Source organism: Actinocrinis sp., assembly GCF_035605935.1.
Lineage (GTDB): Bacteria > Actinomycetota > Actinomycetes > Streptomycetales > Catenulisporaceae > Actinocrinis.
Genome location: NZ_DATNGK010000243.1, coordinates 1 through 23,719, shown reverse-complemented (window position 1 = coordinate 23,719; position 23,719 = coordinate 1). Strand labels below are relative to the sequence as shown.

Genomic DNA, 23,719 nt, shown 5'->3' with positions numbered 1-23,719 from the left:
CCACCGCTGTGGCTCGCACCCGCCCGCGACTGAACCATGAACTTGAAGACGCGCGAATGCGCGCAACACGCAACGGCATGAGTTTTCCCCGAATTCCCGAACGCCCGAACGTTGTGAGAGGCGCTTTCAGACCAGCCGCTGTCCGAGGCCTGATCTGTCACCGCTGCTATGCGGCAGTGTCGCGTCCGAGGAGCGATGCGGGGTACCTAAGACCTCTCAGGTACCTAATCCGTTCGACATGTGATGCTGCTGGCGCTAGCCGTGTGTAAGAAGTTCGCCGGGGCCGCGACGCCGAGCACGAGCGCTCAGGTCGGTGTCTCCGGCTCGCCGAACCCGGGCTTCTCGCCGATCAACGGCACGGTGTACCTGGGCATCCCGATCGACGGAAGCTCTGTAGACACGAAGATCGATGTGCAGATCTCAGGCACCGACTACCCGTACAGCTCCCGGTTTTACTGCCCCAACTCGTATCCGATCGACTGGAACGTCGCGGGTTACTCGACCTTCACCACGACGCTCGGCGTACCCGACAACGCCTCGGGCGCGACCGGCGCGACGATCACCATGACGTTCTCCGACCAGAACGGCAAGGTGCTGTCGGTCAACAAGACCGCCATCGGCCAGCCGGCCACCGTCCACATTCCGCTCAGCGGCGTGGACCGGCTCGTCATTTCGTGCAATCGGACCGCGAACAACGGCGGCGGATACAACTTCGTAGCCCTTGGCAACGCCGCTGTGTCCTGATGCGGCCGGTATGCCGGTATGTCCGGGGGATGAGAAGTCACAGTCCGGGCAGGCCTGGCGCTCCGTCACCTGATTGGTTGTAAAGTCTGGCCGAAGTTGTTGCCACTGGGGGGACGGTGACGGTGTTTTTCACCTCACCTCCCGATTTGGAAGTGAGGGGACCTCATATGAGTCTGTTTCAGAAGGCGCTCGAAGTCACCGAGAAGGGGATCGACGAGACCGAGCACGCGATCGAGCAGTGGAACATCCACCGCCACGGCGCGAAGCTGTTCCTGAAGCTGGGCATCGCGGTCTACGCCGAGCAGCGGCTCGACGGCGACCACGGCCCGGTGGAGCGGATCCTCGGTGCGCTCGACGGCCACGCGGCCGAGCACGGCGAAGTCGACCTCGACCACCTCAAGGCCGCGCACGAGGTGCTCGGCGACGAGTTCATCAAGGCGCACGACCTCGTGGACGGCGAGCCCGCCAAGGCCGCCGCAGCGTCCTGAGCCGCGTTCGCAACGCTTAACTCGGCACGGTTTTGACGGGCCGCCACACACCGCCCTGACGGTGCGCGGCGGCCCGTCCCCGTGTTCAGTGACGTAGGTGGAGGTCGGGTCGGGACCGTCCGGCTCAGGACGCGCGGATTACGTCCACGATGCGCGTCAGGCTCTGTGTCATGTCGTAGTCCTTGGGCGTGAAGACCTCGGCGACGCCGCGCTCCTTGAGTGCCTTGGCATCGGCGTCCGGGATGATGCCGCCGACCACGACCGGGATATCGCTCGCCCCGGCTTCACGCAGCCGCTCGATCACATCCGGCACGAGGCGCAGGTGCGAGCCGGAGAGCACCGACAGGCCGACGCAGTGCACGTCCTCTGCGATCGCCGCGGCCGCGATCTGGGCCGGGGTCAGCCGGATGCCCTGGTAGACGACCTCGAAACCCGCGTCTCGAGCACGCACCGCGATCTGCTCGGCGCCGTTGGAGTGCCCGTCCAGGCCAGGCTTTCCGACCAGGATCCGAAGGCGCCGTCCACGCTCACGGCCTGCCTCGCGCACATACTCGCGCAGCGCTACGAGTTCTGATGACGCGTTGGCGGTCGGCGCGTCCGCGCCGATACCTGTCGGCGCGCGGAACTCGCCGAAGACCTCGCGCAGCGCTCCGGCCCACTCTCCCGTGGTCGCCCCGGCCCGCGCGCACTCAAGTGTCGCAGGCATCAGATTCACCGCCGAATCGGCGGCGTCGGCGCGCAGCTTGGCCAGCGCCGCCTCCACCGCCGCGTCATCCCTCGTCTTGCGCCACTCAATCAGGGCACTGATCGCGTGCTGCTCGACCTCGGGATCGACCGTCTGGATCGCCGCGTCGAGATCAGCGATCAGGGGGTTCGGCTCGGTCTCGGTGTAGGCGTTGACGCCGACCACGATGTGCTCGCCTGACTCGATCCGGGCCCGGCGCACCGCGTGCTTCGCGACCAGCTGCGACTTCAGGTAGCCGGACTCCACCGCGGCCACCACGCCGCCCATCGCCTGCACCCGCCCGATCTCGGCCCGCGCCGCGTCCGCCAACTCAGTGGTCTTCGCCTCGACGACCTGCGAGCCGGTGAACAGGTCGCCGTACTCGAGCAGGTCCGACTCGAAGGCCAGCACCTGCTGCATGCGCAGCGACCACTGCTGGTCCCACGGCCGCGGCAGGCCGAGCGCCTCGTTCCAGGCCGGCAGTTGCACGGCGCGCGCCCGGGCGTCCTTGGACAGCGTGACGGCAAGCATCTCCAGGACGATGCGCGCGACGTTGTTCTCCGGCTGCGCCTCGGTAAGGCCGAGCGAATTGACCTGAACGCCGTACCGAAAGCGTCGCTTGGCCGCGTCGGTCACGCCGTAGCGATCGCGGGTGATCTCATCCCATAGACGTGTAAAGGCACGCATCTTGCAGAGCTCTTCGACGAAGCGCACTCCCGCGTTGACGAAGAAGGAGATTCGCTCGACGACGCGATCGAACTCACCTTCCGGCACCTGCCCGCTATCGCGCACCGCATCGAGCACTGCGATGGCCGTTGAGAGTGCGTAAGCGATCTCCTGCACCGGGTCCGCCCCGGCCTCCTGCAGGTGGTAGCTACAGATGTTGATTGGGTTCCACCGCGGCAGTGCGTTGACGGTGTACGCGATCAGGTCGGTGGTAAGTCGCAGCGAGGGCGCGGGGGGAAAGACGTAGGTACCGCGCGAGAGGTATTCCTTGACGATGTCGTTCTGCGTGGTACCAGCCAGCGCTTTAACATCGGCGCCCTGGCGCTCGGCGGCCACCTGGTAGAGCGCGAGCAGCCACATGGCGGTGGCGTTGATGGTCATCGACGTGTTCATCCCGGCCAGCGGAATGCCGTCGAACAGCGCCTCCATGTCACCGACGTGCGCGATGGGCACGCCGACCTTGCCGACCTCGCCGACAGCCAGGTCGGCGTCCGGGTCGTAGCCGGTCTGCGTCGGCAGATCGAAGGCGACGGAGAGACCGGTCTGCCCCTTGGCCAGGTTGCGCCGGTACAGCGCGTTCGACTCCGCCGGGGTCGAGTGGCCCGCGTAGGTGCGCATGACCCATGGCCGGTCCCGGCGGGCGGGCTGGGCAGATTCGGCCGCGTGCGCCATGGTGTCGGAAACCTCCGCGTGATCGTCGCCGCCACGGGTGTGGTCGACGCCTCTGCTGCGGAGTTTACTGGCCGGTAACTAAGTCGCCAGTGTGATCCGGCTCACGTTGTCCGGCGGTTCCTGCGGGCGTGCTCCACCATCGCGAGGATGCCGTAGGCGATGCCGCCGTCGAGGTCACGCACCGCGAACGTAGAGGTCATCGACGCGGCCGCGAGAGCGCAGGAGCGGTCGTCCAGCAGGGTCCGAGCGTGTGTTCCGGTGACGATTTCCAGCCGGTGGGAGACCGGGTCCACGGCGATCAGCACCGACTTCGCCGCGGCCGGGCCGAGTTCGGCATGCCGGGCCTCGGCCTGCGCGCGCGGGTTGTCGCCCAGCGTGCCGATGAAGACGGACCAGTTCAGGTCCGTGCGCTTCTCGGCCTGCGTGATGGCCCGGCGGATCTGGACCGACTCGATCAGCGCGGCGGGCGCGGGTGCCGTGGTCGTACCGGCCGCGGCGGCGGGGGCAGAAATCGCGGCCTGCGCGTGCGCGGCGACCGGGGGCGCGCCGAGGATGCCTTGCTCGGCTACGGCCTGATCCCGATCGGTCTGCTGCTGCGCTGCTTCGTGGTCAGCCCTCGCCGGGCCGCCGGCGGTCACCTGGTCACCAGGAGCCACTGGCCCCACCGGTTCCGGGCTTGCCCGCACTCACGCTCTGCTGCGCGGAGGAGGACGAGGCGGATCCGGTGGCGGGCCCGGTGCCCGCCGGGGCGCCGGCGCCGTTCTGGCCGATCCAGCCGACCTCGCGGCGGTTGCGGTCGCCCCGGATCCAGCCGGGCAGCACCACCAGGAACGAGATGAACAGGAACAGCGCGAGCGGGATGCCGACGTAAAGGCCGAGCGTCTGCAGCACGGTGAGACCCGACCCGGAGTCCTCGCCGTCGTAGTGGTGGTAGTCGGCGAACGCGGTCGACGCGGCCAGCAGCGGGACCGCGGCCGTGGCGACGACCGCGCCAGTGCGGACCGCGGCGCGCAGCCGCGCCGGGGGCGTCGTACGGAAGAGCGTGGTGATGGACACGTGAAAAAGGTAGCTCAATTGGGAAGCGGGCTTGCGCGCAGGTCCGCATTCAGGCGAAATCCGGGCCTGAATTGTTGTCCATTGGCCGCTGCCTGCGCGTATGCAGGCGCGTCCACGAGTACCTATGCGAGCGCGCGAAGGACCCGGGCCAGCGAACGCACCCGCGGATGCGCAGCGAACTCGTCCAAGAGCACCGGCCGACCGCCTGAATCAGCTAAGGGCAGCCGCCAGTTCGGGTACCTATCGCCGGACGTCCCAGGTAGGTTGTGCGGCCGCATATCGCCGAGAGCGTCGGGCAAGTACACGCCGATTAACCGCGCCGGAGTCCAGGCCAGGAAGCGATGCAGCGCCTCGATGGTCTCCTGCTCCCCCGCACCCGCGCGCAACAGGCCGCAGCCGCGCAGCAGGTCGATCCACGCCTGCACGTTCGCCCGGTCAGCCTCCTTCTCCTCCTCCAGCGGACGGGCCAGCAGGCCGAGCTGGTCACGCAGGTCCAAGTGCGCGCCGGTGAGCAGGGCGGCGGCTGGTGGCAAGTCGTGCGTGGTGAGCGCGGCGAGGCAGTTCTCGCGCCAGCGGCCGGGCGGGTGCGGCTTGCCTCCGGCGTCGCGCTCGAACCAGAGCACGTTGGTGCCGAAGATGCCGCGATCGGCCAGCGCCTCGCGGACCCAGGGCTCGACGGTCCCGAGGTCCTCCCCTATCACCAGCGCGCCTGCCCGGTGTGCCTCGAGGGTGAGTACCGCGAGCAGGGCTTCGTGGTCGTAGTAGACATAAGTGCCCTCGCTCGGCTTATTGCCGGCGGGAACCCACCACAGCCTGAAGAGGGCCATCACGTGATCCATGCGGACCCCGTCCGCGTGCCGCAGCACTCCGGCGAGCATCTGCCGGTATGGCAGGTAACCGGATTCGGCGAGCCGGTCCGGCCGCCACGGCCGCGAGCTCCAGTCCTGGCCAAGCTGGTTGAACTCGTCCGCTGGTGCGCCGACCGTGACGCCCTGCGCGTAGATGTCGAGATCTGCCCACGTGTCGGCGCCGTCCGCTTGGGCACCGACGGCTAGATCGTGGAAGACGCCGTAAGGCATCCCCGCGTGCCCGCACGCGGTTCGTACTGCGGCGAGCTGTTCATCGAGTAGCCATTGCAGCCAACAGTGGAAGTCGATCTCCGCGTGTTGCAGGTCGACGAACTCGGCCACCGCGTCCGAGTCGGCTCGGCGCAGCGCGTCTGGCCACGCCGTGCTGTCGCCGCCATAGAGCTGGGCGAGAGTTAACCAGGCGGCGTGGCGTTGCAGCGCGCGGCCTTCACGCGCGAGGTAGGCGCGGTACGCCGCGGAACGCCCGGCTGTGCGCGGGGTGGAGTACAGCAGGCGCAGCGCCAGCGCCTTGCCTTCCCATACCTGGTCGCGGTCGATCAGATCATCCGACAGATCTCGTTTGCGGAGCTCGCCGCCGATCTGGTCGATCTGCTCGCGAACCTCGGCGGGTGCGTAGGCGTACTCGGGCACCGATTCGATGCGTAGGTGAATGGGGTCCGGATAACGCCGCGTTGCCGGTAGGTATGGCGAAGGATCGACGGGAGGCACCCCACTGCTGCCATGCAGCGGATTGACGACCAGGAACCCGGCACCGAGGTCGTGTCCGGCAATAGCCGCGAGTTCGGCCAGGTCGCCGAGGTCGCCCATGCCCCAGGACCGGCGCGAGCGCACGGAGTGCAGCTGCAGCGTGTAGCCCCAAGCGCGGCGGTGAGTCGGCGTGGTGAGGCGATGTGGTGCGACGGCCAGCGGTACCTGCTTAACCTCGCCGCCGATCCGCGCGTACAGCGTGTGCCAGCCGATCGGCAGCGCTATCGGCAGGGCGAACGTATAAGCGGACAAGCCGCGACGTTCGGTGGGCGCGGAGGAAAGCAGCGCTACGTCGTAACGCCGCCCGCCGTCCTCCAACGCGATCCACAGCGTGGGCTGCGTGCCCTGCGGCGCGTGTGCGGTCACCCGGGGCACCTCGGCGGCCTCTCGCGCGCGCCCGACGCGCTCAGGCATCTGACGGACCACCACACAAGGCGGCAGCGCACGGTATTGACGCTCCGTCAACTGGCGCAGCGCCTCGCGGCATGAGGTCGGCGTTGACCCGTCCACGCTGAAGCCGGCCAGCACGGCGACCAGCGTGGCGGCCGGGACCTCGACCCGTTTGCCCTGCCAGTCGTGGTACTCGGTGGCGATCCGATAGGCGCGGGCGACCTCGACCAGCTCGGGCCAGGCGGCCTGCGGGCCGCTCGTCCCGGACTGCTCGAGCTCGTCCGCCCGCCGGTTCCGGATGCCCTCATCCGTACCCTGATCAGCACCGTGCCGCGTCACGGAATTCATGGTTACCAAGTTCTCATAGCGTCGTTGCAGAAGGAATCCGCCGCTCTGGTCAGCGGTGTTGCCAAGCGTTCACAACACCGGCTACCCAAGGGCGGCGGATTCATCATGCGACTATGGAATTGTCGTTCGAAGCCGAGCGGCGCACTGCCCGTTATGCGGCCAGTCGCCGGACCCTTGCCCCCTCAGAGACGACGATGCCGTCCGGCCCGTAAGGCTCGAACGGCAACAGGTCCACATCGGCTCCGTACCCCTTGAGGTACGGCATCCAGCGCGGATCGGTCCTTCCCGAGGACAGGATCCGCCAGGCGGAACCACTCGGTTGGACCGGCTGCCGTTTCATCCTCCAGCCGAGCTCGATCAGCGGCCGATCGGCTTTGACGTGGTTGCACCTGCGACAGGAGGAGACGACGTTGTCCCAGGCGTGCCGACCGCCGCGCGAACGCGGGACGACGTGGTCGATGCTGGTCGCCGGGGCGTCGCAGTACACGCAGCGCCCGGCGTCGCGCGCGAAGATGGCCCGGCGGGTCAGCGGCACGCCACGGCGCATGGGGACGCGGACGTAGCGGGTCAGTTTGACCACTGAGGGTGCGGGCAGTTCGAACGACGCCGCGTGCAGCGGGGCGCCGGCCTGTTCGAGGGTGACGGCCTTCTGATTGAGGACGAGGACCACCGCGCGCCGCTGGGGGACGACGCAGAGAGGCTCGTAGGAAGCATTCAGGACCAGCGAGTGGGGCACGGGGGCCTCCTCCTATCAGCGCCCGGCGCGTGGCTCGCACCGGGCTCCGGTTGTCCGACGGGAGGGTGGTGCGGTGCTCGAAGGCGTCGAACCCTGCGGGCGGTCCGGCCATGACGGAACCATGGCCCATCCGCCGCGCAGCAAGCTTGCCAAGCCTGACCGCAGCCGCCCGTCGTCGGGCGTGTATCCAGTGTGGCTGCCTGTGTTGTTCCCGCGCCACCGTGTTTCAACGCGACCTGCATGAATTCGGCGTTATGCGGAGGGAGAAACCGGACCAAAGGCCATGAACCATGCCTGATGCCCCTGGGATCCGGTCGTTGACGTCCGGGATTCGGCTACCGTCGGAGCGTCGTCACGCTCCTCTGGCCCGAAAGGATGATCCGACCGGTGTTCGCGATCACGGCCACCCTCCCGGCCGCGACCTCGTTCTGGCCGTCCGACAGCTCCACTACGCCGCCGGCCACCGCCAGCAACGTCGGGCACTGGTTCTCGGTCCACGGCTCCCTGCTGATCAGCCACGGCGCGCAGATCCTGACGATCATCGCGGCGTGCGTCGCCATCCGCGTGGCCACCACGCGGGCGATCAACCGCGTGGTCAGGCATGCGACCCGCGCTGCCGAGGGGGTCGGCCGGCTCGGCCTGGTGGCCGGCGAGCGGACCCGTCAGCGCACCCAGGCGATCGGCTCGGTGCTGCGCTCGCTGTCCAGCGCGATCATCTTCGTCATCGGCGGCCTGATGATCATCTCGGTGCTGACCATCCCGATCGCGCCGATCCTGGCCTCGGTCTCGGTGGTCGGCGTCGCGCTCGGCCTCGGCGCCCAGGGCCTGATCACGGACTTCATCTCCGGCATCTTCATGATCTTCGAGGACCAGTACGGCGTGGGCGACGTCATCGACGCGGGCACGGCGAAGGGCACGGTCGAGGAGGTTGGCCTACGCATCACCAAGCTGCGTGATGCGGACGGGGTGATGTGGTACGTGCGCAACGGCTCGATCAGCCGAGTCGGCAACAAGTCACAGGGCTGGTCACGCGCGGTCGTGGACGTACCGGTCGCGTATACAGAGGACGTCGGCAGGGCGCGCGAGATCATGGCGCTGGCGGCCGATCAGCTCTACGCGGACGAGGCTTGGCGCGACAGATTCACAGACGACCGGCCTCACGTCGTCGGCGTCGAATCGCTCGATGGCGCGTACGTGGTGATCCGTATACAGGCTCGTACCGCGCCGCAGAAGGATTTCGAGGTGGCCCGAGAGTTGCGAGCGAGGCTCAAGGCCGCCCTCGACGCCGCCGAGGTGCAAGTCGCCTCGCTCTCGCGTTGACGCCCTCGTGACTGATCGGCCGCGGCAGTCAGCGGTCGCGGTCCGGAGCCTTCAGTCCGCGAGCTCCACATCCGTGCGCAGAATCGAGTAGGACACCATGTCGCGCCACTTTCCCGCGCGGAAACAGGCGCCGCGTACGACGCCTTCGCGCGTGAATCCGACCTTCTCCAGCGAGCGCTGTTCGGCGATGTTGGTGGTCTCGGTCCCGGCCTCGATCCGGTGAAACTGCGTGTACGAGAAGAGATAGTCGACCAGGAGCCGCTGCGCGTGGGTGCCGTATCCCTTCCCGCGTTCCTTCGCCATCAGGCCGATGCCGATGTTCCACGTCGCCGAGTTGGGTCCTGTCGTGACTCGGTGCCACCCCACGTCGCCAACCACGACGTCCCCGGTCCGGGCGCCCGCCGCGCCCGCGCCGATTCCCGTCGCGGGCACCTCGTCAGGCTCGTAGTCGCGCACCACGGCCAGCTTGCCGCCATGCTCGCCGATGAACCCGGCGTCGAACGCCTTCCGCAACTGGTCAGGGTTGCGGAAGCCGAAGAATCCGAACTCGGAGGCGTCCACCGGATCGCTATACATCCTGGTCAGCAGCGGCAAGTCCGCTTCGACGATCGGTCGCAGCCGTATGCCATCAGTCATGTCAGAACCTTACTGACCCGTCGCCGGAGGGCCGGCACCCAGAACTCGACCAGCGTGCCTGGCTGCGTGGGGCGCATCGTCCACCAGCCGCCGACGGTCTCGGCTCGCTCGCGCATCTCCACGACGCCGTAGTGATCCGGCCCAGGGCGCAGATCGGCAGATCCGTCGATGCCGACGCCATCGTCGCTGACCCTGGTGAGCACTCCGCTGCCGGTATGCGACAAGGTCACGGAGACATTCTTCGCGCGTGCGTGCTTGTGCACGTTAGTCAGCGCCTCCTGGCAGATGCGGAAGATGGTCAACGTGGCGTCGGGTGGCGGCTCGGACTCCAGCCGGCTATTGACCGTGTAGCTCAGACCCCACTCCGCAGCGTTGGCGGCCAGGTAGTCCTCCAGCGCGGCGGCAAGCGAGGAACGGTCGATTCCGGGCGGGCGAAGCCGGGCCCCCAGGGCGCGCAGTTGATCAGTGGCCGCTTCGGCGCGCGCGGCCAGTTCGCGCAGCTGAGTGGCATGGGGTTCGGGCAGCTGCTCGGCCAGCTCTCGTTGGCTGCGCGAGACCGAGTCCAGGTCTGGGATGGAGCTTGCGTGCAGCTCGGCGGCGATGCGGCGCCACTCCGACTCCTGTGACTGGATGAGATGCGTTAGCAGCCGTCGGCGTTCGTCGAGGCTCTGCTCAGCCTCGCGCCGCTCAGTCATGTCGCGGGTGACCTTGCTGAAGCCGCGCAGTCGGCGCTGGTCGCCGTATAGGGCGGTGATGACGACGTTGGCCCAGAACCGGGTGCCGTCCTTACGCACCCGCCCGCCCTCGTCCTCGACCCGCCCCTCCAGCAAGGCGGTCTCCAGGTTGTGTTCCGGGCGGCCGAGCGCGATGTCCTCGGTGGGGTAGAAGACGGAGAAGTGCTTGCCGTGAATCTCCTGCTCGGTGTACCCCTTGATCCGCTGCGCGCCGGCGTTCCAACTCTCCACATGCCCGGTCGGGTCGAGCATGAAGATCGCATAGTCGGACACGTCCTGCACCAGCAGCCGGAAGCGCTCCTCGCTGTCCCGCAGTGCCTCCTCGGCGGCCCGCCGATCGGTCATGTCGCGGGTGACCTTGCCGAACCCGCGCAGCTGACGCTGATCGTCGAACAGGGCGGTGATCACGACGTTGGCCCAGAACCGGGTGCCGTCCTTACGCAGACGCCAGCCCTCGTCCTCGACCCGCCCCTCCGCGGTCGCGATCTCCAACTCGCGCGCGGGTTTGCCGGCCGCGATGTCCTCCGCCGGATAGAACACGGAGAAGTGCTTCCCGCGAATCTCCTGCTCGGTATACCCCTTGATCCGCTCCGCCCCGACGTTCCAGCTCACCACATGCCCGGTCGGATCGAGCATGAAGATGGCGTAGTCGCGGATGTTGCGCTCGAGCAGGTGCAGAGTGTCCTGCGCCGAAAGCCCGAGGGCGCTCGTGCCGAGCGGTTCAAGAGGAGGCCGTTGCAATGCCATAGGCCCAGCCTCTCAGGAGTCAAGCCAGCCTGTCCCCGCCCACCGTGCGTTACCCGGTCAACCGCCCCGAGGCATCGCCCGATGGACTACAACACCAAGTTTATCCGTGACGGAAACGCTCCCGTCACCGGCCGATCAAGGACGCAGGGCCGACACGTTGATCCACTGCCTCAGAGGGGTCCGTGCCCTCGTACGGGCAGACACCGAGCCGCTGCGATCTCTGCTGCAGGAGGCACGCGACCGCCGTGGGCGGATCTGACATCCTGTATTCGTGACGCGGTCCCAAGGCGAATGCCGCGTAGACGGCCGTCCCAGCTGCGTGTTGAGCGCCGACGTTCGCGGCCCCGCAGCGTGATGCATCAGAGCCGGGCGTCGCGCGGTTCGGGCAAGCTCGCGGGCGCGGTGGCCGCCTGGAGCGCGACCGGCTCTAGCTCGGCGCGGTAGCCGCAACCTTGCGGCAGTGGTCGAGGGTCGCTCACCACCCCTGTCTCGCAGCGGAGCCACGGCCAGCACAGCGTTCAGCGCGAAGCGCGTGCGCGGCAGTGCCCTGAGTCCGTGGCGCGGAGAGGAGCGGAGCGGGGGCGGGAGGGCGGGTAGCCGCAGGCGTTACCACGAGCCGCAGGCGTCTGGGAGTGAAGCTGAGGTCGGTCTGGGAGTCTTCGCGACGCAGTGTCGCCCTCAGCGCGACAGGTGGTCGCGCCGTTGGTGTCAGCATGGGGTGTCAAAAAAGCCCGGCCGTTTCCGGCCGGGGCTGTTCTTGCTTGTGGAGCCAAGGGGACTTGAACCCCTGACCTTCTGTCTGCCAGACAGATGCTCTACCAGCTGAGCTATGGCCCCTGAAAAGATCCGCCCAGCTAGGCGGACTATTGGTCCCGCCAGGAACAAACGCTTTGCGTATCCATGGACTCACTCGTTCCCGGGCGGGCTCCGCCATATTAGCCAACGCGGGAGCGAAACGCGAAATCCTTTGACGGCCAGGCGGGTCCGCGGGCCGGGGTCTGGCGAGTCCAGCGAGTCCGGCGGTCAGGGTTCACGGAGCGCCGGAGTCGGCCTCGCCGTCCGCGTCGTCGCCGATGACCGGCTCGGGGAGGGAACCGGCGTTGTGCTCGAGCAGGCGCCAGCCGCGGTTGGCCTCGCCGAGGACGGACCAGCAGCAGTTGGACAAACCGCCGAGGCTGCTCCAGTGCTCGGGGGGCAGGCCGAGGAGGCGGCCGATCGCGACGCGGGAGGAGCCGCCATGGCTGACCACGACGAGGGTGCCGCGCGGGGGTATGTCCTCGAGCGCGCGCAGGATCGCGGGGACGACCCGGTCGGCGACCTCTATCTCCAGCTCCCCGCCGCCGCGGCGGACCGAGTGGTCCCGCTTCCACGCGCCGAACTCCTCCGGGAACTTCTCCCGGATCTCACTGTCGGTCAGGCCCTGCCAGGTGCCCGCGTAGGTCTCGCGCAGCCCCTTGTCGAGCGCGACGGGCAGGCCGGTCAGCGCGCTCAGCTCGCGGGCCGTGTCGGCCGCGCGGGCGAGGTCTGACGCGGTGATCGCGTTCGGGCGCAGCGCGGCGAGGAGCCTGGCAGCGCGGCGGGCCTGGTCACGGCCCACGGCGTCGAGTGGCACGTCGGTCTGGCCCTGGAAGCGGCCCTCGACGTTCCACTCGGTCTGGCCGTGCCGCCAGATCACCACACGGCGGCCCGGGGCGTGGTAGGCGTGGCGGTCGGGAGCCGACGCCGCGTCCTGTTCGGAAGCGAGAGCCGGCTGGGCGGGATCAGGTTCGGGGGCCTCGCCGCTGTTGAGATCGCTGCCTGGGCTCACCGGGCGCCGCCGAATTCGCCGGCGGGGCCCGCGGACCGGCCGCTGGTGACGGACTCGGGCAGGCTGATGATCGGACAGTCCTTCCACAGCCGCTCGAGTGCGTAGTACGTGCGCTCCTCGGCGTGCTGGACGTGCACGACGATGTCGACGTAGTCGAGCAGCACCCAGCGGCCTTCCCGCTGGCCCTCGCGCCTGGCCGGCTTGGCGCCCAGTTCGAGCAGCCGCTCCTCGATCGCGTCGACGATGGCCCTGACCTGCCGGTCGTTCGGAGCGGACGCGAGCACGAAGGCGTCCGTGATCACGAAGACGTCGCTCACGTCATAGGCCACGATGTCATCGGCGAGCTTGTCCGACGCCGCCTGCGCCGCCGCAATCGCGAGTTCCGTCGCCCGGTCGGTCGCTGTCACTCGGCACACCTCTTAGTTCGGTTGGTCTGAGTCAACTTCGTGGTGGTAACAGGGTCTCACGGAGGGGTGACGAAGCGCGGCGAGTAATGGGGACGATGCAGGCCCGGACGGGATGTGAGCCGGCGCTGGGTGGGTGGGTCAGTTGGCGGGGAGGGTGACGTTGGCGAGCTTGGGCCAGTCCGCGCCGAGCAGTACGGTCGCGTCGGCGAAGGTGCTCATCCCCGGCACGACCTGCACGCTGTTGGCCTGGAGGCCGAGCGTCGCGGCGATCTGCACCGCGGCGGACTTCGCGCCGTCAGAGCCGACTTCGACCACGGTGGTGGCCCGGCGTGCAGCCGTCGAGCCGTCGATGAACGTGTAGCCGCCGTTCGTGAGGCGGGCCTGCGCCGCCCCGCGGATCACCTGGGACGCGTTGCCGGTGTGGCCTGACGCGTCCTCCACCAAGACGCGGGAGATCTGCCCGTTGTTCTGCGTATTCAAGGCGCCACCGAGCAGGCTGCTGACGATGGGCGCCGCGGCCTGAACGTTCATGGCGTTCGAACCGTCAGTGCGAACCGGCAGCGCTTTAGCGGTAAACGCACCGGCCTGCTGCTCTACCGCGAGCGCGGCGAGGATCGGGCTCAACTTGCTCTCGGGCAGCGCCGGATCGTCGACGACGCCCAAGTGGTTCAGGTACGCCGTGATCGCGCCGGGGTCGGTAGGCAGCGCGGCGAGCAGGCTGCTGACGACCTGTCCGAACCGCTCGATCTGGGCGTCAGGGCCGTCACCCTTCGCCGTGTAGATGCCGTAGGCGACGGCCTGACTACCCGTCAACTTCTGGTTGCCGACGGGGATGGCCGCGGCGGTCGGGCTGGCGGTGGCCGCCGGGACCGCGACGTTCGCGTTGAGCTGGATGCCGCCGATCTCGTCAATCAGCCCGGCGAAGGTGATCTCGTCCATCCGCCAGACGCCGTCGATGTTGACGCCCAGCGCGTCGGCCACGGTGTCCTTACCCGCCGCCGGAACGGACTGCGCCATGTCGCCGCCGAAGGGCTGCTGGCCGAATCCGGTGCTGTTCACGATCATCTGAGAGGGAATCAGCACGCCGGCACCCTTTCCGGTGACGGTCTTCGAGCTGCCGGTGCCTGTGGTCGCCGAGTGGTCGGTAACGAGCAGCGCATCGGCTACCGCATTGCCGGTGGAGTCGCTGATCTGGAGCAGGATGACGGACTTGGTGCTGCCGCCGCCTCCGGTGAGCGATCCGCCGTTGAAGAGTGCGTAGGCGCCGATGGCGGCCGCGACGACTGCCGCGACGGCTCCCGCGCCGATCAGCCGACGCCGAAAGCGCTTCGTCCGATCCGCACGGCTTTCGGCACGCGACTCGACGAAGGTGAGCCAGCCCTTAACGTCTTGGCCGGTCTCCTCCTCAAGGAACGCGAAGTCGGACTGCGTGTAGCCATCCTTGGGCGCAGGCGCACCGTCCGGCGGGGGCGGCACGACCGGATCGGTGATGATCGGCGGTTCGGGCGCTCGACCCGGCGCGGCCATCGCGGCGTTTGTCGTCGAGGAGGACGAGAGTGACGAGTGCGACGACCCGGTGTCGAAGAGGTCGTTCTCGTCGAAGAGCGCGTCGGGGTCGGAGGGAGCCGAAGGGGGCTGGCGGTAGGGCGCGGAAGAGGCGGGTTGGCCCGCTTGTTGCGGGAAAGGCCGTGGTGAGGGTGCGTCAGACCGTGGGGGCGCCTCGGGCCAGACATCATCGGGACGCGGTACGGAGGGATGCGGGGGCTGCGCGGTCGGCGATGAGTATTGCTGGGGCGAGAAGGGTTGCGGCGCTGGTTGCTGCGGCGCGGAGGGCCGCTGCGATCCGTAACCCGTCGTCGAGTAGGGATCGGTCAAGCCGTAGCCGACTGGGTTGTAATACGTAGGCTGATCGTTCGAAGCGGCTGGCCGCTGGTCAGTGGTGCCCGTCGAGTACGCGTCGAACACGGGGCCGGGCTGGGTATCGGGTTGGGCGGCCTGGGGCTGGCGCCAGTCGTACGCGTAGTCGTACTCGGGTTGCGATTGTGCGGGCTGCTGCCCATAGCCCGCGGGCGGCCGCGGCGGCGCGGGCAGGCTGCCCTCATCCTCCGGATTCGGCTTCCGGCGGCGTCCGGGTCCGCTCACGGTGCCTCCTGCGCGGTCGGGTCCGGCGTACCGCCCCACTCATGCGGGCGGCCGAGGTGTGCTCCAGCGTCACCAGGATCCCGGTACAGGCCGCGCTTGTTGATGTACTGCACGATGCCGTCCGGTACGAGATACCACACGGGCTCGCCGCGGCGTACCCGTTCGCGGCAGGCGGTTGAGGAAATCGCCAGCGCCGGGACCTCGATCAGCGAGACCTTGCCGACCGGCAGGCCCGGATCGGTCAGCGCGTGGCCTGGCCGGGTACAGCCGACGAAGTGCGCCATGTCGAACAGCTCGTCGGCGTCCTGCCAGGTGAAGATCTGCTCCAGAGCGTCGGCGCCGGTGATGAAGAAGAACTCGGTGCCCGCCGGTCGCTCGGCGCGCAATTCGCGCAAGGTGTCGACGGTGTACGTCGGGCCGCCGCGGTCGATATCGACCCGGCTCACCGAGAAGCGCGGATTGGACGCGGTGGCGATGACCGTCATCAGATAGCGGTCCTCGGCGGAGGAGACCCGCCGGTTGTCCTTCTGCCAGGACTCGCCGGTGGGGACGAACACCACCTCGTCGAGTTCGAACAGCGAGGCGACCTCGCTCGCCGCGACCAGGTGGCCGTGGTGGATCGGGTCGAAGGTGCCGCCCATCACGCCGACGCGGCGGGCCCGTGCCGGGCGCTCGAGCACAGTGCCCGTTTCGACGGGACCCGTTTCGATCGGGCCCGTATGGAACGCCGCGCCCGCTGGGGACACCGCGGTGCCGGGGGGCTGGGGGTCGCTCATGCGCACCGACCCTACCTGGCTCACCGCGCGGTTACACCAGCACTTGGGCTGCTTGTCCTACTTTGCCGGGAATTACTTGTCCCGGTTGAGCCTGGTCACCAGGAACAGCAGCACCAGGAAGATAGCCATCACAACGATGGCGTTGAGGGCCGGGTTGATGCCCGCGTAGCGGCCGCTGCCCTCTGCCAAAACGGTAAGCGCGTGCACCGTGTCCGTCCTTAGATCTACTTGATCGCTCTACAGCCACCCAAATATAGAGGGCGGCGCGTGGGGCTCAGCGACAGGGTCGCTCAGTCGCGGTTCTCGTCGCGAGTCTCGCCCGAATCGCGGTAGCCACGCAGCACCAGCCACGCGATCAGGATGACTACGGCAAGACCACCGAAGATGTAAAGGCGCAGGAAGATCCCCGGCGGGGTGTTGTCCGGGGCGTTGACCGCCAAAAGAATCTGTTGCACGCATCGACCATACGCGCCACGGCACGCCCTGGCAGACGCCGGGTCGGTAATGTGACGCTCGGGAACCTCCCGACTCCACGAGGGGGCACAAGTCCATGTCACAGCCATCGCAGGCCGGCGAACCGGCCGATCGCGCGCCCGAGCGCAACCGCCGCCGCTTCCCGGAGATCAGCTCGCGCGCCTACGAGCATCCCGCCGACCGCGCCGCGCTGACCGCCCTGCGCAAGCTGAGCGGTTTCGACACTCTGCTCAAGAAGCTCAGCGGCCTGATCGGCGAGCGCAATCTGCGGCTGATGCTGCTGGCCAACGCGGTGCAGGTGTCCGACCGCCAGTTCCCGAGGCTCGACGCGATGCTGACCGACGCCTGCGAGATCCTGGACGTGCGCGAGCGTCCGCAGCTGTTCGTACAGCAGACCCCGCTTGTCAACGGTATGACCATCGGACTGGACAAGCCGGTGATCGTGCTGACCACCGGGCTGGTCGAGCTGCTCGACGAGGAGGAACTGCGGTTCGTCGTCGGGCATGAACTCGGCCACGCCTTCTCCGGTCACGCGGTGTACCGCACGATGTTGATCTGGCTGATGAACCTCAGCGGCGCCGTGGCGTGGCTGCCCGGCGGCCAGCTCGGCATCCAGGCGCTGATCACCGCGCTGCTGGAGTGGTTCCGCAAGGCGGAGCTGTCCAGCGACCGGGCCGGCCTGCTGGTCGGTCAGGACATCGAGGCCGCGGTACGCACGCAGATGAAGATGGCCGGCGGCGCGCACCTGCACGAGATGAACGCGCTCGCCTTCATCGACCAGGCCCGCGAGTACGAGGCCGGCGGCGACATCCGCGACTCGATACTGAAGCTGCTGCTTACCCGGGACCAGACGCACCCGTTCCCCTCGGTGCGCTCGCTGGAGCTGACCCGGTGGGTCGAGGCCGGCACCTACAACCGGATCCTCGGCGGGGACTACCCGCGCCGGGACGGGGACACGAGCGCCTCGGCAACCGAGGACGCGAAGGCTGCCGCTGACTCGTACGCCGAGTCGGTGCGTAACAGCGCGGACCCGCTGATGGCGAAGCTGCGTGACTTCGCGCGGGACGCCTCGGGAATCGGTGACCGCATCGGCGGCGCTATGTATCGACGGTGGGGTCAGCGCCCGAACGGTGAGGAGCCGGGTCGGGACGAGGACGACACCGAGGAGTGACTCGGCACGGACGCGTGACCGGTACGACAACGTGACCCATCACAACGCGTGACAGCGCGCGGCCGGCTGAACCGGTACGCGCGCGTGACGTGTTAGGGCACGATGGCGACGCGTTGCACCGCCCGCCGGGCGATAGCTAGACGACGAATCTGAGGAGCAGTCCGCATGGGAATCAAGGACATTCCGCTCAAGTCGCTGGACGGCACGCCGACCAGCCTCGGCGCGCACACCGACCGGGCGGTGCTCGTGGTCAACGTGGCGTCGAAGTGCGGACTGACCCCGCAGTACACAGCGCTCGAGGAGCTGCACAAGACCTACTCGGGCCAGGGCTTCTCAGTGGTCGGGTTCCCGTGCAACCAGTTCGGCGGTCAGGAGCCCGGCACCGCCGAGGAGATCCAGAGCTTCTGCTCGACGAGCTACGGCGTCACCTTCCCGCTGTTCGAGAAGATCGACGTGAACGGCGAGCAGCGCAGCCCGGTGTACGCCGAGCTGACTCAGACGGCGGACGCGGAGGGTTACACCGGCGACATCCGGTGGAACTTCGAGAAGTTCCTCCTGGACGGTGAGGGCAACGTGGTGGCCAGATTCGGCCCGCGCACCGAGCCGGACGCGCCCGAGGTGATCTCGGCTATCAAGACGCTGCTGTAGCCGGCGGCCGCGCCGCAGGAAACGAAATCGCCGGGCGGGCTGCCGCCCGGCGAGGTGGGGCAGCTTGCTGCCAGCCACGGCCTTGAGCATGGACGGCGCGTCAGCCCTCCGCAAGACTGTTCTTCATGGTGCAGTGGAGGGGTTGGCGCGCCGCCGACCTTCCCGAGCTGTCCGGCCTGGTGGCCCTGGTAACCGGGGCGACCAGCGGGATCGGCCTTGAGACGGCGGCGCAATTGGCCCGGGGTGGGGCCCGCACGCTGCTCGGCTGTCGCGATCTTGAGCGCGGCACCCGGGCAAGGGATCTGATCGTCGCACGATATGGCGACGCTTCAGTCGAACTGGTGCGCGTAGATCTGGCCTGCCTGGAGTCCGTGGAGGACGCCGCGCGAGAGATCGCGGACCGGGCCGGGCATCTCGACGTCCTGGTGAACAACGCGGGCGTGATGGCGCCACGGCCGGAGCTGACCGCGGAGGGTTTCGAGCTTCAGCTCGGCACCAACCACCTGGGGCATTTCGCCCTGACCGGCCGGCTGCTGCCGCTGTTGCTGGCCGCGGACGGGGCGAGGGTGGTGACCGTGAGCTCGCTGATGCACCGCGCTGCGAGCGGCGCGGGGCTGAGCGAGCCCGCTGATTTCAAGACCCTGCCGCACGGGTCACGCTGGCTCGGCTATTCGCGTTCGAAGCTGGCGAACCTGTTGTTCGCGCTCGAACTCGACCGGCGGGCGCGGGCGTGTATCGGCGGGCAGACGGGACTGCGTTCCATCGCAGTGCACCCCGGCTATACGCGCTCGGAGCTGGTCGCACGCGCAAGCGTCGGGCAACGCCCGGTGATCGGCCAGGTCGCGCAAGTGTCTACGGGCGTCATCGGACAGTCCACGGCATCGGGCGCGCTGCCTTCGCTGTACGCCGCGACGCACCCGAACGTGGCCGGAGGCGAATTCATCGGGCCACGGCTGGGGGTCCGCGGGGCGCCGATCCGGGTGAAGCCGAGTCACTTGGCACGCGACGAGGCGCTCGCCGAGCGGCTATGGGCGGCATCGGTGGAGGCAACGGGCGTCGGGTATGAGGAGCTGTGCACGCCGCGATAGCCGTGGCGGCTCGGTGAGCTGGGCTGTGCGGTAACTGGTCAACTCTTTGCGAAGCCGCACAGGCACGCCGCGCCGCCTGAAGCCGAGCCCGAAGGCACGAGGGCTAGAGTGCCCGCATGGCAAATCGGATAGGCGCTCATGCAGCAACCGGGCTCGCCGGTGTCGCAGCGTTGATGCTTACCGCCACGCTTGCGGCGTGTACCGGTGGCGGCTCAGCCTCTTCCTCCGCCTCCGCTGCGTCCACCGCTCATGACGTGCCGAACGGCAAGCAGCTCCGGGCGATCCTGCTGGGCGCCGCCGACCTGCCGCACGACTACACCGAGGAGTCGATCGGCGCGCAGAACAGCGGAGCGACCCTGTCTGCCGCGGCGTCCACCGTCGACCTGAGCAGCGCCGACTGCAATACGGTGCTGAACCTCATAAACACGGTGGGCCAGAACAGCCTCGGCGAGGCCTCCTACGCCAGCGACGCGTTCACGCCGCCGTCCGGGCTCGGCGAATTCGACGAGACGCTGCTGGAATTCCACGGCACCGACGCGACCACGTTCACCAACAAGCTGGGCGCGGCGCTCAATCGGTGCAGCGCGTTCCAGGCGTCCGATGCCAGCGGCGCGACCCAGAGCGCGTCGGTGAAGGTGACCCCGGGGCCGCGGATCGGGGACGAGTCGGTGGGCTTCACCGTGAAGGTCGCGATCGGCAACCAGACCATGGTGATGAACGGCGCGGCGATCCGCCTCGGCACGGCGGTCGCGGTGATCGACAACTCGCTGCTACAAGGCCAGAGCACCGAGATCGACCTGACGAAGCTGGCCGGGATGCTCGTGCCGCGGATGCGATCGGTGCATTAGTACTGAGCCTTAAGCGGACTCACGCGGGGTCGTGAACGCACGGAGGGACGCTAGCCGGGGCTTACCCTGGATCCGAAGACCCCCGAGCGAGAAGCGGTGAGAACGCTGCCCAAGCGCACGCCAGACGGCCCTCCCCCGCCCCCTGCGGTCCAGCGGCTGCGGATCCGCTACGCGAAACGCGGCAGGCTGCGATTCACCAGCCACCGGGACATCCAGCGGGCGTTCGAACGGGCGCTGCGGCGCGCGGCGGTACCGATGGCGTACTCGGCCGGCTTCTCCCCGCACCCCAAGATCTCCTGGGCCGGAGCGGCACCGACCGGCACCGCCAGCGAGGCGGAGTATGTCGAGATCGCGGTCACCCGGCGGGTCGACCCGGCCGCGCTGCGTACCGCCCTGGATTCCGCGCTGCCGCCCGACCTGGACATCCTGGAGATCGTCGAGGCCGCGACCTCCTCGCTGGCCGACCACCTGGAGGCTTCGCTCTGGCAGATCGAACTGCCCGGCGTCGAACCGGCCGAGGCCGAGCGCGCCGTCGACGCGTTCCTCGCGGCCGAGACGGTTGCGGTGGAACGCCTGATGAAGACCGGAATGCGAACCTTCGATACCAGATCAGCCGTAGTGTCGCTCAGCGTCCTCGACAGCCCGGCTGAAGCCGCGCACCAATCGCGGTCGTCTGCCTGTGCGATACTGCGAGTGGTCGTCCGGCACGCCACGCCGGCTGTCCGCCCCGATGATGTCCTGACCGGACTCGGATCCGTGAGCGGTCTCGTGCCGCCGGTCGCCCCCAGGGTGACCAGGCTGGCGCAGGGACCACTGGTACACGGTGACGGTCTACACGGTGACGGCCTGACTACTCAGGTCACGCCCGGTGCGCCGGCTAAAGCCGAGTCCGCGGCCGGGTCCGGGGCGTGGCCGGTGGCTGACCCGATGGCCCTGGACCGGAACGCTTCGGCGAATTCCGGGCCGTCGAGCATCAACACCCCGGTTTCCGGGGTATGAATGCTCGCAGGCGCCCCGCCCACGCGGCGGCGCCGGCACGACGGCCCGATTCGGCGAGTCGCCCGATCCGGCCCACCTGACTTCAAGTACGTACAGACGAGCCGCCGCGCGGCGCCGACGCACACCGGGAACCGGTGGCGTCCGAGCGCCCGGTGGCCACGACGGGAGAACCGCCCGAATGCTCGATCACGAGCCCACCGGTTCCGGCTCAGGCCTGGAACCCGACAACGAGTCCACAGCCGACTCGCCGACCACCAACCCGCGCCGCCGCCGTGCGGCTAGCCGCCCCGCCGGGGCCCCAACCGCGGAGAGCGCTGCGCGGACCGGGGCCGCGACCGGCGGCGACGCGTCCGCGCCGGCCGAGGCCGGGCCCGCGGCCAAGCGCACCCGCGCCAAGAAGGGCGCGACCAAGGTCGCGGCCACCGAAGCGGCTCCAGCGAAGAAGACGGCGCGCAAGACCGCGACCAAGAAGACGGCCGCGGCCGCCGACGCGGACCAGGTCGGCGGCGTGTCCGCCGAGGCGCCCGCGCAGCAGACCGCGCCCGAGGTCGCAGCCGCCGCACCGGAGGCTCCGGTGAAAACGACCGCGCGCAAGACCACCACGCGCCGCCGGCCGCGTGCCGGTGAGGCGCAGGATGCCGGGGCCGCGAGCGCCGCGGCTCCGCAGACCGCGGCCAGCGCCGAATCCGCACGCTCAGATGTGAGCGCGCAACCTGAGTCGACCCGGTCCGGCGCGGCCCCGTCAGACACCGCTCAGTCAGAAACGACCGCGACGACGCAGGCCACCGGTCGGCCGGGTCGCAGCCGTAAGCGGGCCTCCGCGCCGACGCAGCCGGTCCAACCGCTCGCCGCCGCCGAAGCGGAGGAAGAGTCGGACGCCGCGCTCGGCGCCGAGGAACTCGAGCCCGCGTGGTCGCCCGACGTCGAGGGCGAGGAAGCTCCGGCGCTGGCGCCCGCTCCGGTCGCGCCGCAACGGCCCGGCATGCTCATCTTCCAGGCACCGGTCGTCGCGGAGCCGATCCGCCGCCGGGCCACCGCGCCGCAGTCTTCGGCGCAGCCGCAGCCCAAGCCTGCCCCCGCCGCAACCCCGGCCCTGGCCGAGGAGGCCGAGCGCGCACCGCAGCCGGCAGCCAACGAACCGCAGCAGGAGCCCGGTGACGAGCGCGAGTCCCGGCGCCGCCGCCGGCGCAGCCGCAACGGAGGCGGGCACGCCGGCGACGCGATCGCCACGCGGGCTGACGCCACGTCAGACGAGGAGCCCGGCGAGCCCGAGTCTGCCGATGCCGACAGCGCGGCCGACGAGGCCGCGGACTCCGAGGGCTCCAGCCGCCGCCGCCGGCGTCGGCGCCGCCGGCAGACCGCCGAGGATCTGGCCTCGGGCAGCACCGAGGACGACCCGCCGAACACCGTGGTCAGGATCCGCGAGCCCCGGGAACCCCGGGAGCCTCGGGAGCCGCGCGAGCGCAGGTCGAACCGGCTGATTGAGCCGGACTCGGTACGCACCGGCGACGATGTGCTCGGCGTGCGCGGCTCGGTACGCCTGGCCGCCAAGCAGCAGCGCCGCCGCGACGGCCGCTCGACCCGTTCCCGCCGCGCCCCGATCGTGAGCGAGGCCGAGTTCCTGGCCCGCCGCGAGTCGGTCGAGCGGATCATGGTCGTGCGCCAGGCCGCCAACCGCACTCAGATCGGCGTGCTTGAGGACGGTGTGCTGGTCGAGCACTACGTCAACCGCGAGTCTTCGGTCTCGTACGTCGGCAACGTGTACCTCGGCAAGGTGCAGAACGTGCTGCCGTCGATGGAGGCGGCGTTCGTCGACATCAACAAGGGCCGCAATGCGGTGCTGTACGCGGGCGAGGTGAACTTCGCCGCGGCGGGCCTTGAGGGGCAGCCGAAGCGGATCGAGTCCGCGCTCAAGTCCGGGCAGCCGGTGCTCGTGCAGGTCACCAAGGATCCGATCGGGCACAAGGGCGCGCGGCTGACCAGCCAGATCTCGCTGCCTGGCCGCTTCCTGGTGTACATCCCGGGCGGCTCGATGATGGGCATCAGCCGCAAGCTGCCGGACAACGAGCGCACCCGGCTGAAGCAGATCCTCAAGAAGGTCGTGCCCGAGGACGGCGGCGTGATCGTGCGCACCGCGGCCGAGGGGGCGAGCGAGGAGGAGCTGGCCAGCGATGTCGAGCGCCTGGTCGCGCAGTGGGAGGAGATCGAGCGGCGGTCGCGCACGGCCAACGCCCCGGCGCTGCTGTACGGCGAGCCGGACCTGACCGTGCGGGTCATCCGGGACATCTTCAACGAGGACTTCAGCAAGCTGATCGTCTCCGGCGACGAGGCCTACAAGACGATCCACGAGTACCTGTCCGGGGTTGCGCCCGAGCTGGCCGAGCGGCTGCAGCAGTGGACCAGCGACACGGATGTGTTCAAC

At 69.1% G+C, this 23,719-nt stretch carries 22 protein-coding genes and 1 tRNA gene; 9 read left to right on the top strand and 14 right to left on the bottom strand.

All coding sequences use genetic code 11. From position 1 onward, the window contains the following. Positions 1 to 240: 240 nt before the first annotated feature. Together VN779_RS19675 and VN779_RS19670 are read left to right on the top strand one after the other, a co-directional pair. Positions 241 to 744: a hypothetical protein gene (locus tag VN779_RS19675; RefSeq protein ID WP_325725466.1), complete on the top strand. Its 504-nt coding sequence runs from the start codon at positions 241 to 243 to the stop codon at positions 742 to 744. Positions 745 to 911: 167 nt separating this feature from the next. After that, the gene (locus VN779_RS19670; protein WP_325725464.1) at positions 912 to 1,232 is read left to right on the top strand and encodes a hypothetical protein; all 321 of its coding nucleotides are present in this window, start codon (positions 912 to 914) and stop codon (positions 1,230 to 1,232) included. A 124-nt stretch (positions 1,233 to 1,356) separates the two neighbouring features. Here VN779_RS19670 and VN779_RS19665 read toward each other — a convergent pair whose 3' ends face one another. From VN779_RS19665 to VN779_RS19645, 5 genes are all read right to left on the bottom strand, one after another. Continuing rightward, positions 1,357 to 3,354: a protein meaA gene (locus VN779_RS19665; RefSeq protein ID WP_325725462.1), complete on the bottom strand. Its 1,998-nt coding sequence runs from the start codon at positions 3,352 to 3,354 to the stop codon at positions 1,357 to 1,359. Between the two features lie 101 nt (positions 3,355 to 3,455). After that, positions 3,456 to 4,010 (bottom strand): DUF5130 family protein, encoded by a 555-nt coding sequence (locus VN779_RS19660; RefSeq protein WP_325725460.1) that lies wholly within the window; start codon positions 4,008 to 4,010, stop codon positions 3,456 to 3,458. Next, on the bottom strand, positions 3,997 to 4,410 hold the full coding sequence (locus tag VN779_RS19655; RefSeq protein ID WP_325725458.1) for a hypothetical protein: 414 nt from the start codon (positions 4,408 to 4,410) through the stop codon (positions 3,997 to 3,999). Before VN779_RS19655 ends, VN779_RS19660 begins: the two co-directional genes overlap by 14 nt. A 122-nt stretch (positions 4,411 to 4,532) precedes the next feature. Next, positions 4,533 to 6,764, bottom strand: a complete 2,232-nt coding sequence (malQ, locus tag VN779_RS19650) for a 4-alpha-glucanotransferase (protein ID WP_325725456.1) — start codon at positions 6,762 to 6,764, stop codon at positions 4,533 to 4,535. 151 nt (positions 6,765 to 6,915) lie between these two features. Further along, positions 6,916 to 7,500 carry an HNH endonuclease gene (locus VN779_RS19645; RefSeq protein WP_325725454.1) on the bottom strand — a complete coding sequence of 195 codons (585 nt, stop codon included), beginning with the start codon at positions 7,498 to 7,500 and terminating at the stop codon, positions 6,916 to 6,918. Between the two features lie 387 nt (positions 7,501 to 7,887). Between VN779_RS19645 and VN779_RS19640 the strand changes: the two genes are divergently transcribed. Next, positions 7,888 to 8,820 (top strand): mechanosensitive ion channel family protein, encoded by a 933-nt coding sequence (locus VN779_RS19640; protein ID WP_325725452.1) that lies wholly within the window; start codon positions 7,888 to 7,890, stop codon positions 8,818 to 8,820. 51 nt (positions 8,821 to 8,871) lie between these two features. On the opposite strand, the gene VN779_RS19635 is transcribed toward VN779_RS19640, so the two are convergent. The 9 genes from VN779_RS19635 to VN779_RS19595 all read right to left on the bottom strand — a co-directional run bounded on the left by VN779_RS19635 (position 8,872) and on the right by VN779_RS19595 (position 16,524). Further along, positions 8,872 to 9,456, bottom strand: a complete 585-nt coding sequence (locus tag VN779_RS19635) for a GNAT family protein (RefSeq protein WP_325725450.1) — start codon at positions 9,454 to 9,456, stop codon at positions 8,872 to 8,874. Then, positions 9,453 to 10,937 carry a PAS domain S-box protein gene (locus tag VN779_RS19630; RefSeq protein WP_325725448.1) on the bottom strand — a complete coding sequence of 495 codons (1,485 nt, stop codon included), beginning with the start codon at positions 10,935 to 10,937 and terminating at the stop codon, positions 9,453 to 9,455. The genes VN779_RS19635 and VN779_RS19630 overlap by 4 nt, the downstream gene beginning before the upstream one ends. 764 nt (positions 10,938 to 11,701) lie before the next feature. Beyond that, positions 11,702 to 11,774, bottom strand: a tRNA-Ala gene (locus VN779_RS19625). Between the two features lie 193 nt (positions 11,775 to 11,967). Beyond that, positions 11,968 to 12,615, bottom strand: coding sequence for a histidine phosphatase family protein (locus VN779_RS19620; protein WP_349260859.1), 648 nt, complete (start codon positions 12,613 to 12,615; stop codon positions 11,968 to 11,970). 125 nt (positions 12,616 to 12,740) lie between these two features. Continuing rightward, the gene (rsfS, locus tag VN779_RS19615; RefSeq protein ID WP_325725444.1) at positions 12,741 to 13,151 is read right to left on the bottom strand and encodes a ribosome silencing factor; all 411 of its coding nucleotides are present in this window, start codon (positions 13,149 to 13,151) and stop codon (positions 12,741 to 12,743) included. A gap of 138 nt (positions 13,152 to 13,289) precedes the next feature. After that, positions 13,290 to 15,293, bottom strand: coding sequence for an LCP family protein (locus VN779_RS19610; RefSeq protein WP_325725442.1), 2,004 nt, complete (start codon positions 15,291 to 15,293; stop codon positions 13,290 to 13,292). Continuing rightward, a complete protein-coding gene (nadD, locus tag VN779_RS19605) occupies positions 15,290 to 16,069 on the bottom strand; it encodes a nicotinate-nucleotide adenylyltransferase (protein WP_325725440.1) in 780 nt (259 codons plus the stop codon). The genes VN779_RS19610 and nadD overlap by 4 nt, the downstream gene beginning before the upstream one ends. 72 nt (positions 16,070 to 16,141) lie before the next feature. Next, positions 16,142 to 16,276, bottom strand: a complete 135-nt coding sequence (locus VN779_RS19600) for a hypothetical protein (RefSeq protein WP_325725438.1) — start codon at positions 16,274 to 16,276, stop codon at positions 16,142 to 16,144. A gap of 83 nt (positions 16,277 to 16,359) precedes the next feature. Next, complete coding sequence (locus tag VN779_RS19595) at positions 16,360 to 16,524, bottom strand: hypothetical protein (protein WP_325725437.1); 165 nt, start codon at positions 16,522 to 16,524, stop codon at positions 16,360 to 16,362. A 95-nt stretch (positions 16,525 to 16,619) separates the two neighbouring features. Here VN779_RS19595 and VN779_RS19590 point away from each other — a divergent pair, with 95 nt between their 5' ends. The 6 genes from VN779_RS19590 to VN779_RS19565 all read left to right on the top strand — a co-directional run. Next, entirely contained in the window at positions 16,620 to 17,714 is a 1,095-nt protein-coding gene (locus VN779_RS19590) for a M48 family metallopeptidase (protein WP_325725436.1), read from the top strand. A gap of 165 nt (positions 17,715 to 17,879) precedes the next feature. Then, positions 17,880 to 18,362 (top strand): glutathione peroxidase, encoded by a 483-nt coding sequence (locus tag VN779_RS19585; RefSeq protein WP_325725435.1) that lies wholly within the window; start codon positions 17,880 to 17,882, stop codon positions 18,360 to 18,362. A gap of 125 nt (positions 18,363 to 18,487) precedes the next feature. Next, on the top strand, positions 18,488 to 19,450 hold the full coding sequence (locus VN779_RS19580; protein WP_325725434.1) for an oxidoreductase: 963 nt from the start codon (positions 18,488 to 18,490) through the stop codon (positions 19,448 to 19,450). Positions 19,451 to 19,566: 116 nt separating this feature from the next. After that, positions 19,567 to 20,298, top strand: a complete 732-nt coding sequence (locus VN779_RS19575; RefSeq protein WP_325725432.1) for a hypothetical protein — start codon at positions 19,567 to 19,569, stop codon at positions 20,296 to 20,298. A gap of 105 nt (positions 20,299 to 20,403) precedes the next feature. Beyond that, a complete protein-coding gene (locus VN779_RS19570; protein WP_349260858.1) occupies positions 20,404 to 21,297 on the top strand; it encodes a TIGR03936 family radical SAM-associated protein in 894 nt (297 codons plus the stop codon). Between the two features lie 178 nt (positions 21,298 to 21,475). Then, positions 21,476 to 23,719, top strand: a 2,244-nt coding sequence (locus tag VN779_RS19565; protein WP_325725428.1) for a ribonuclease E/G, incomplete at its 3' end; no start/stop codon positions are given.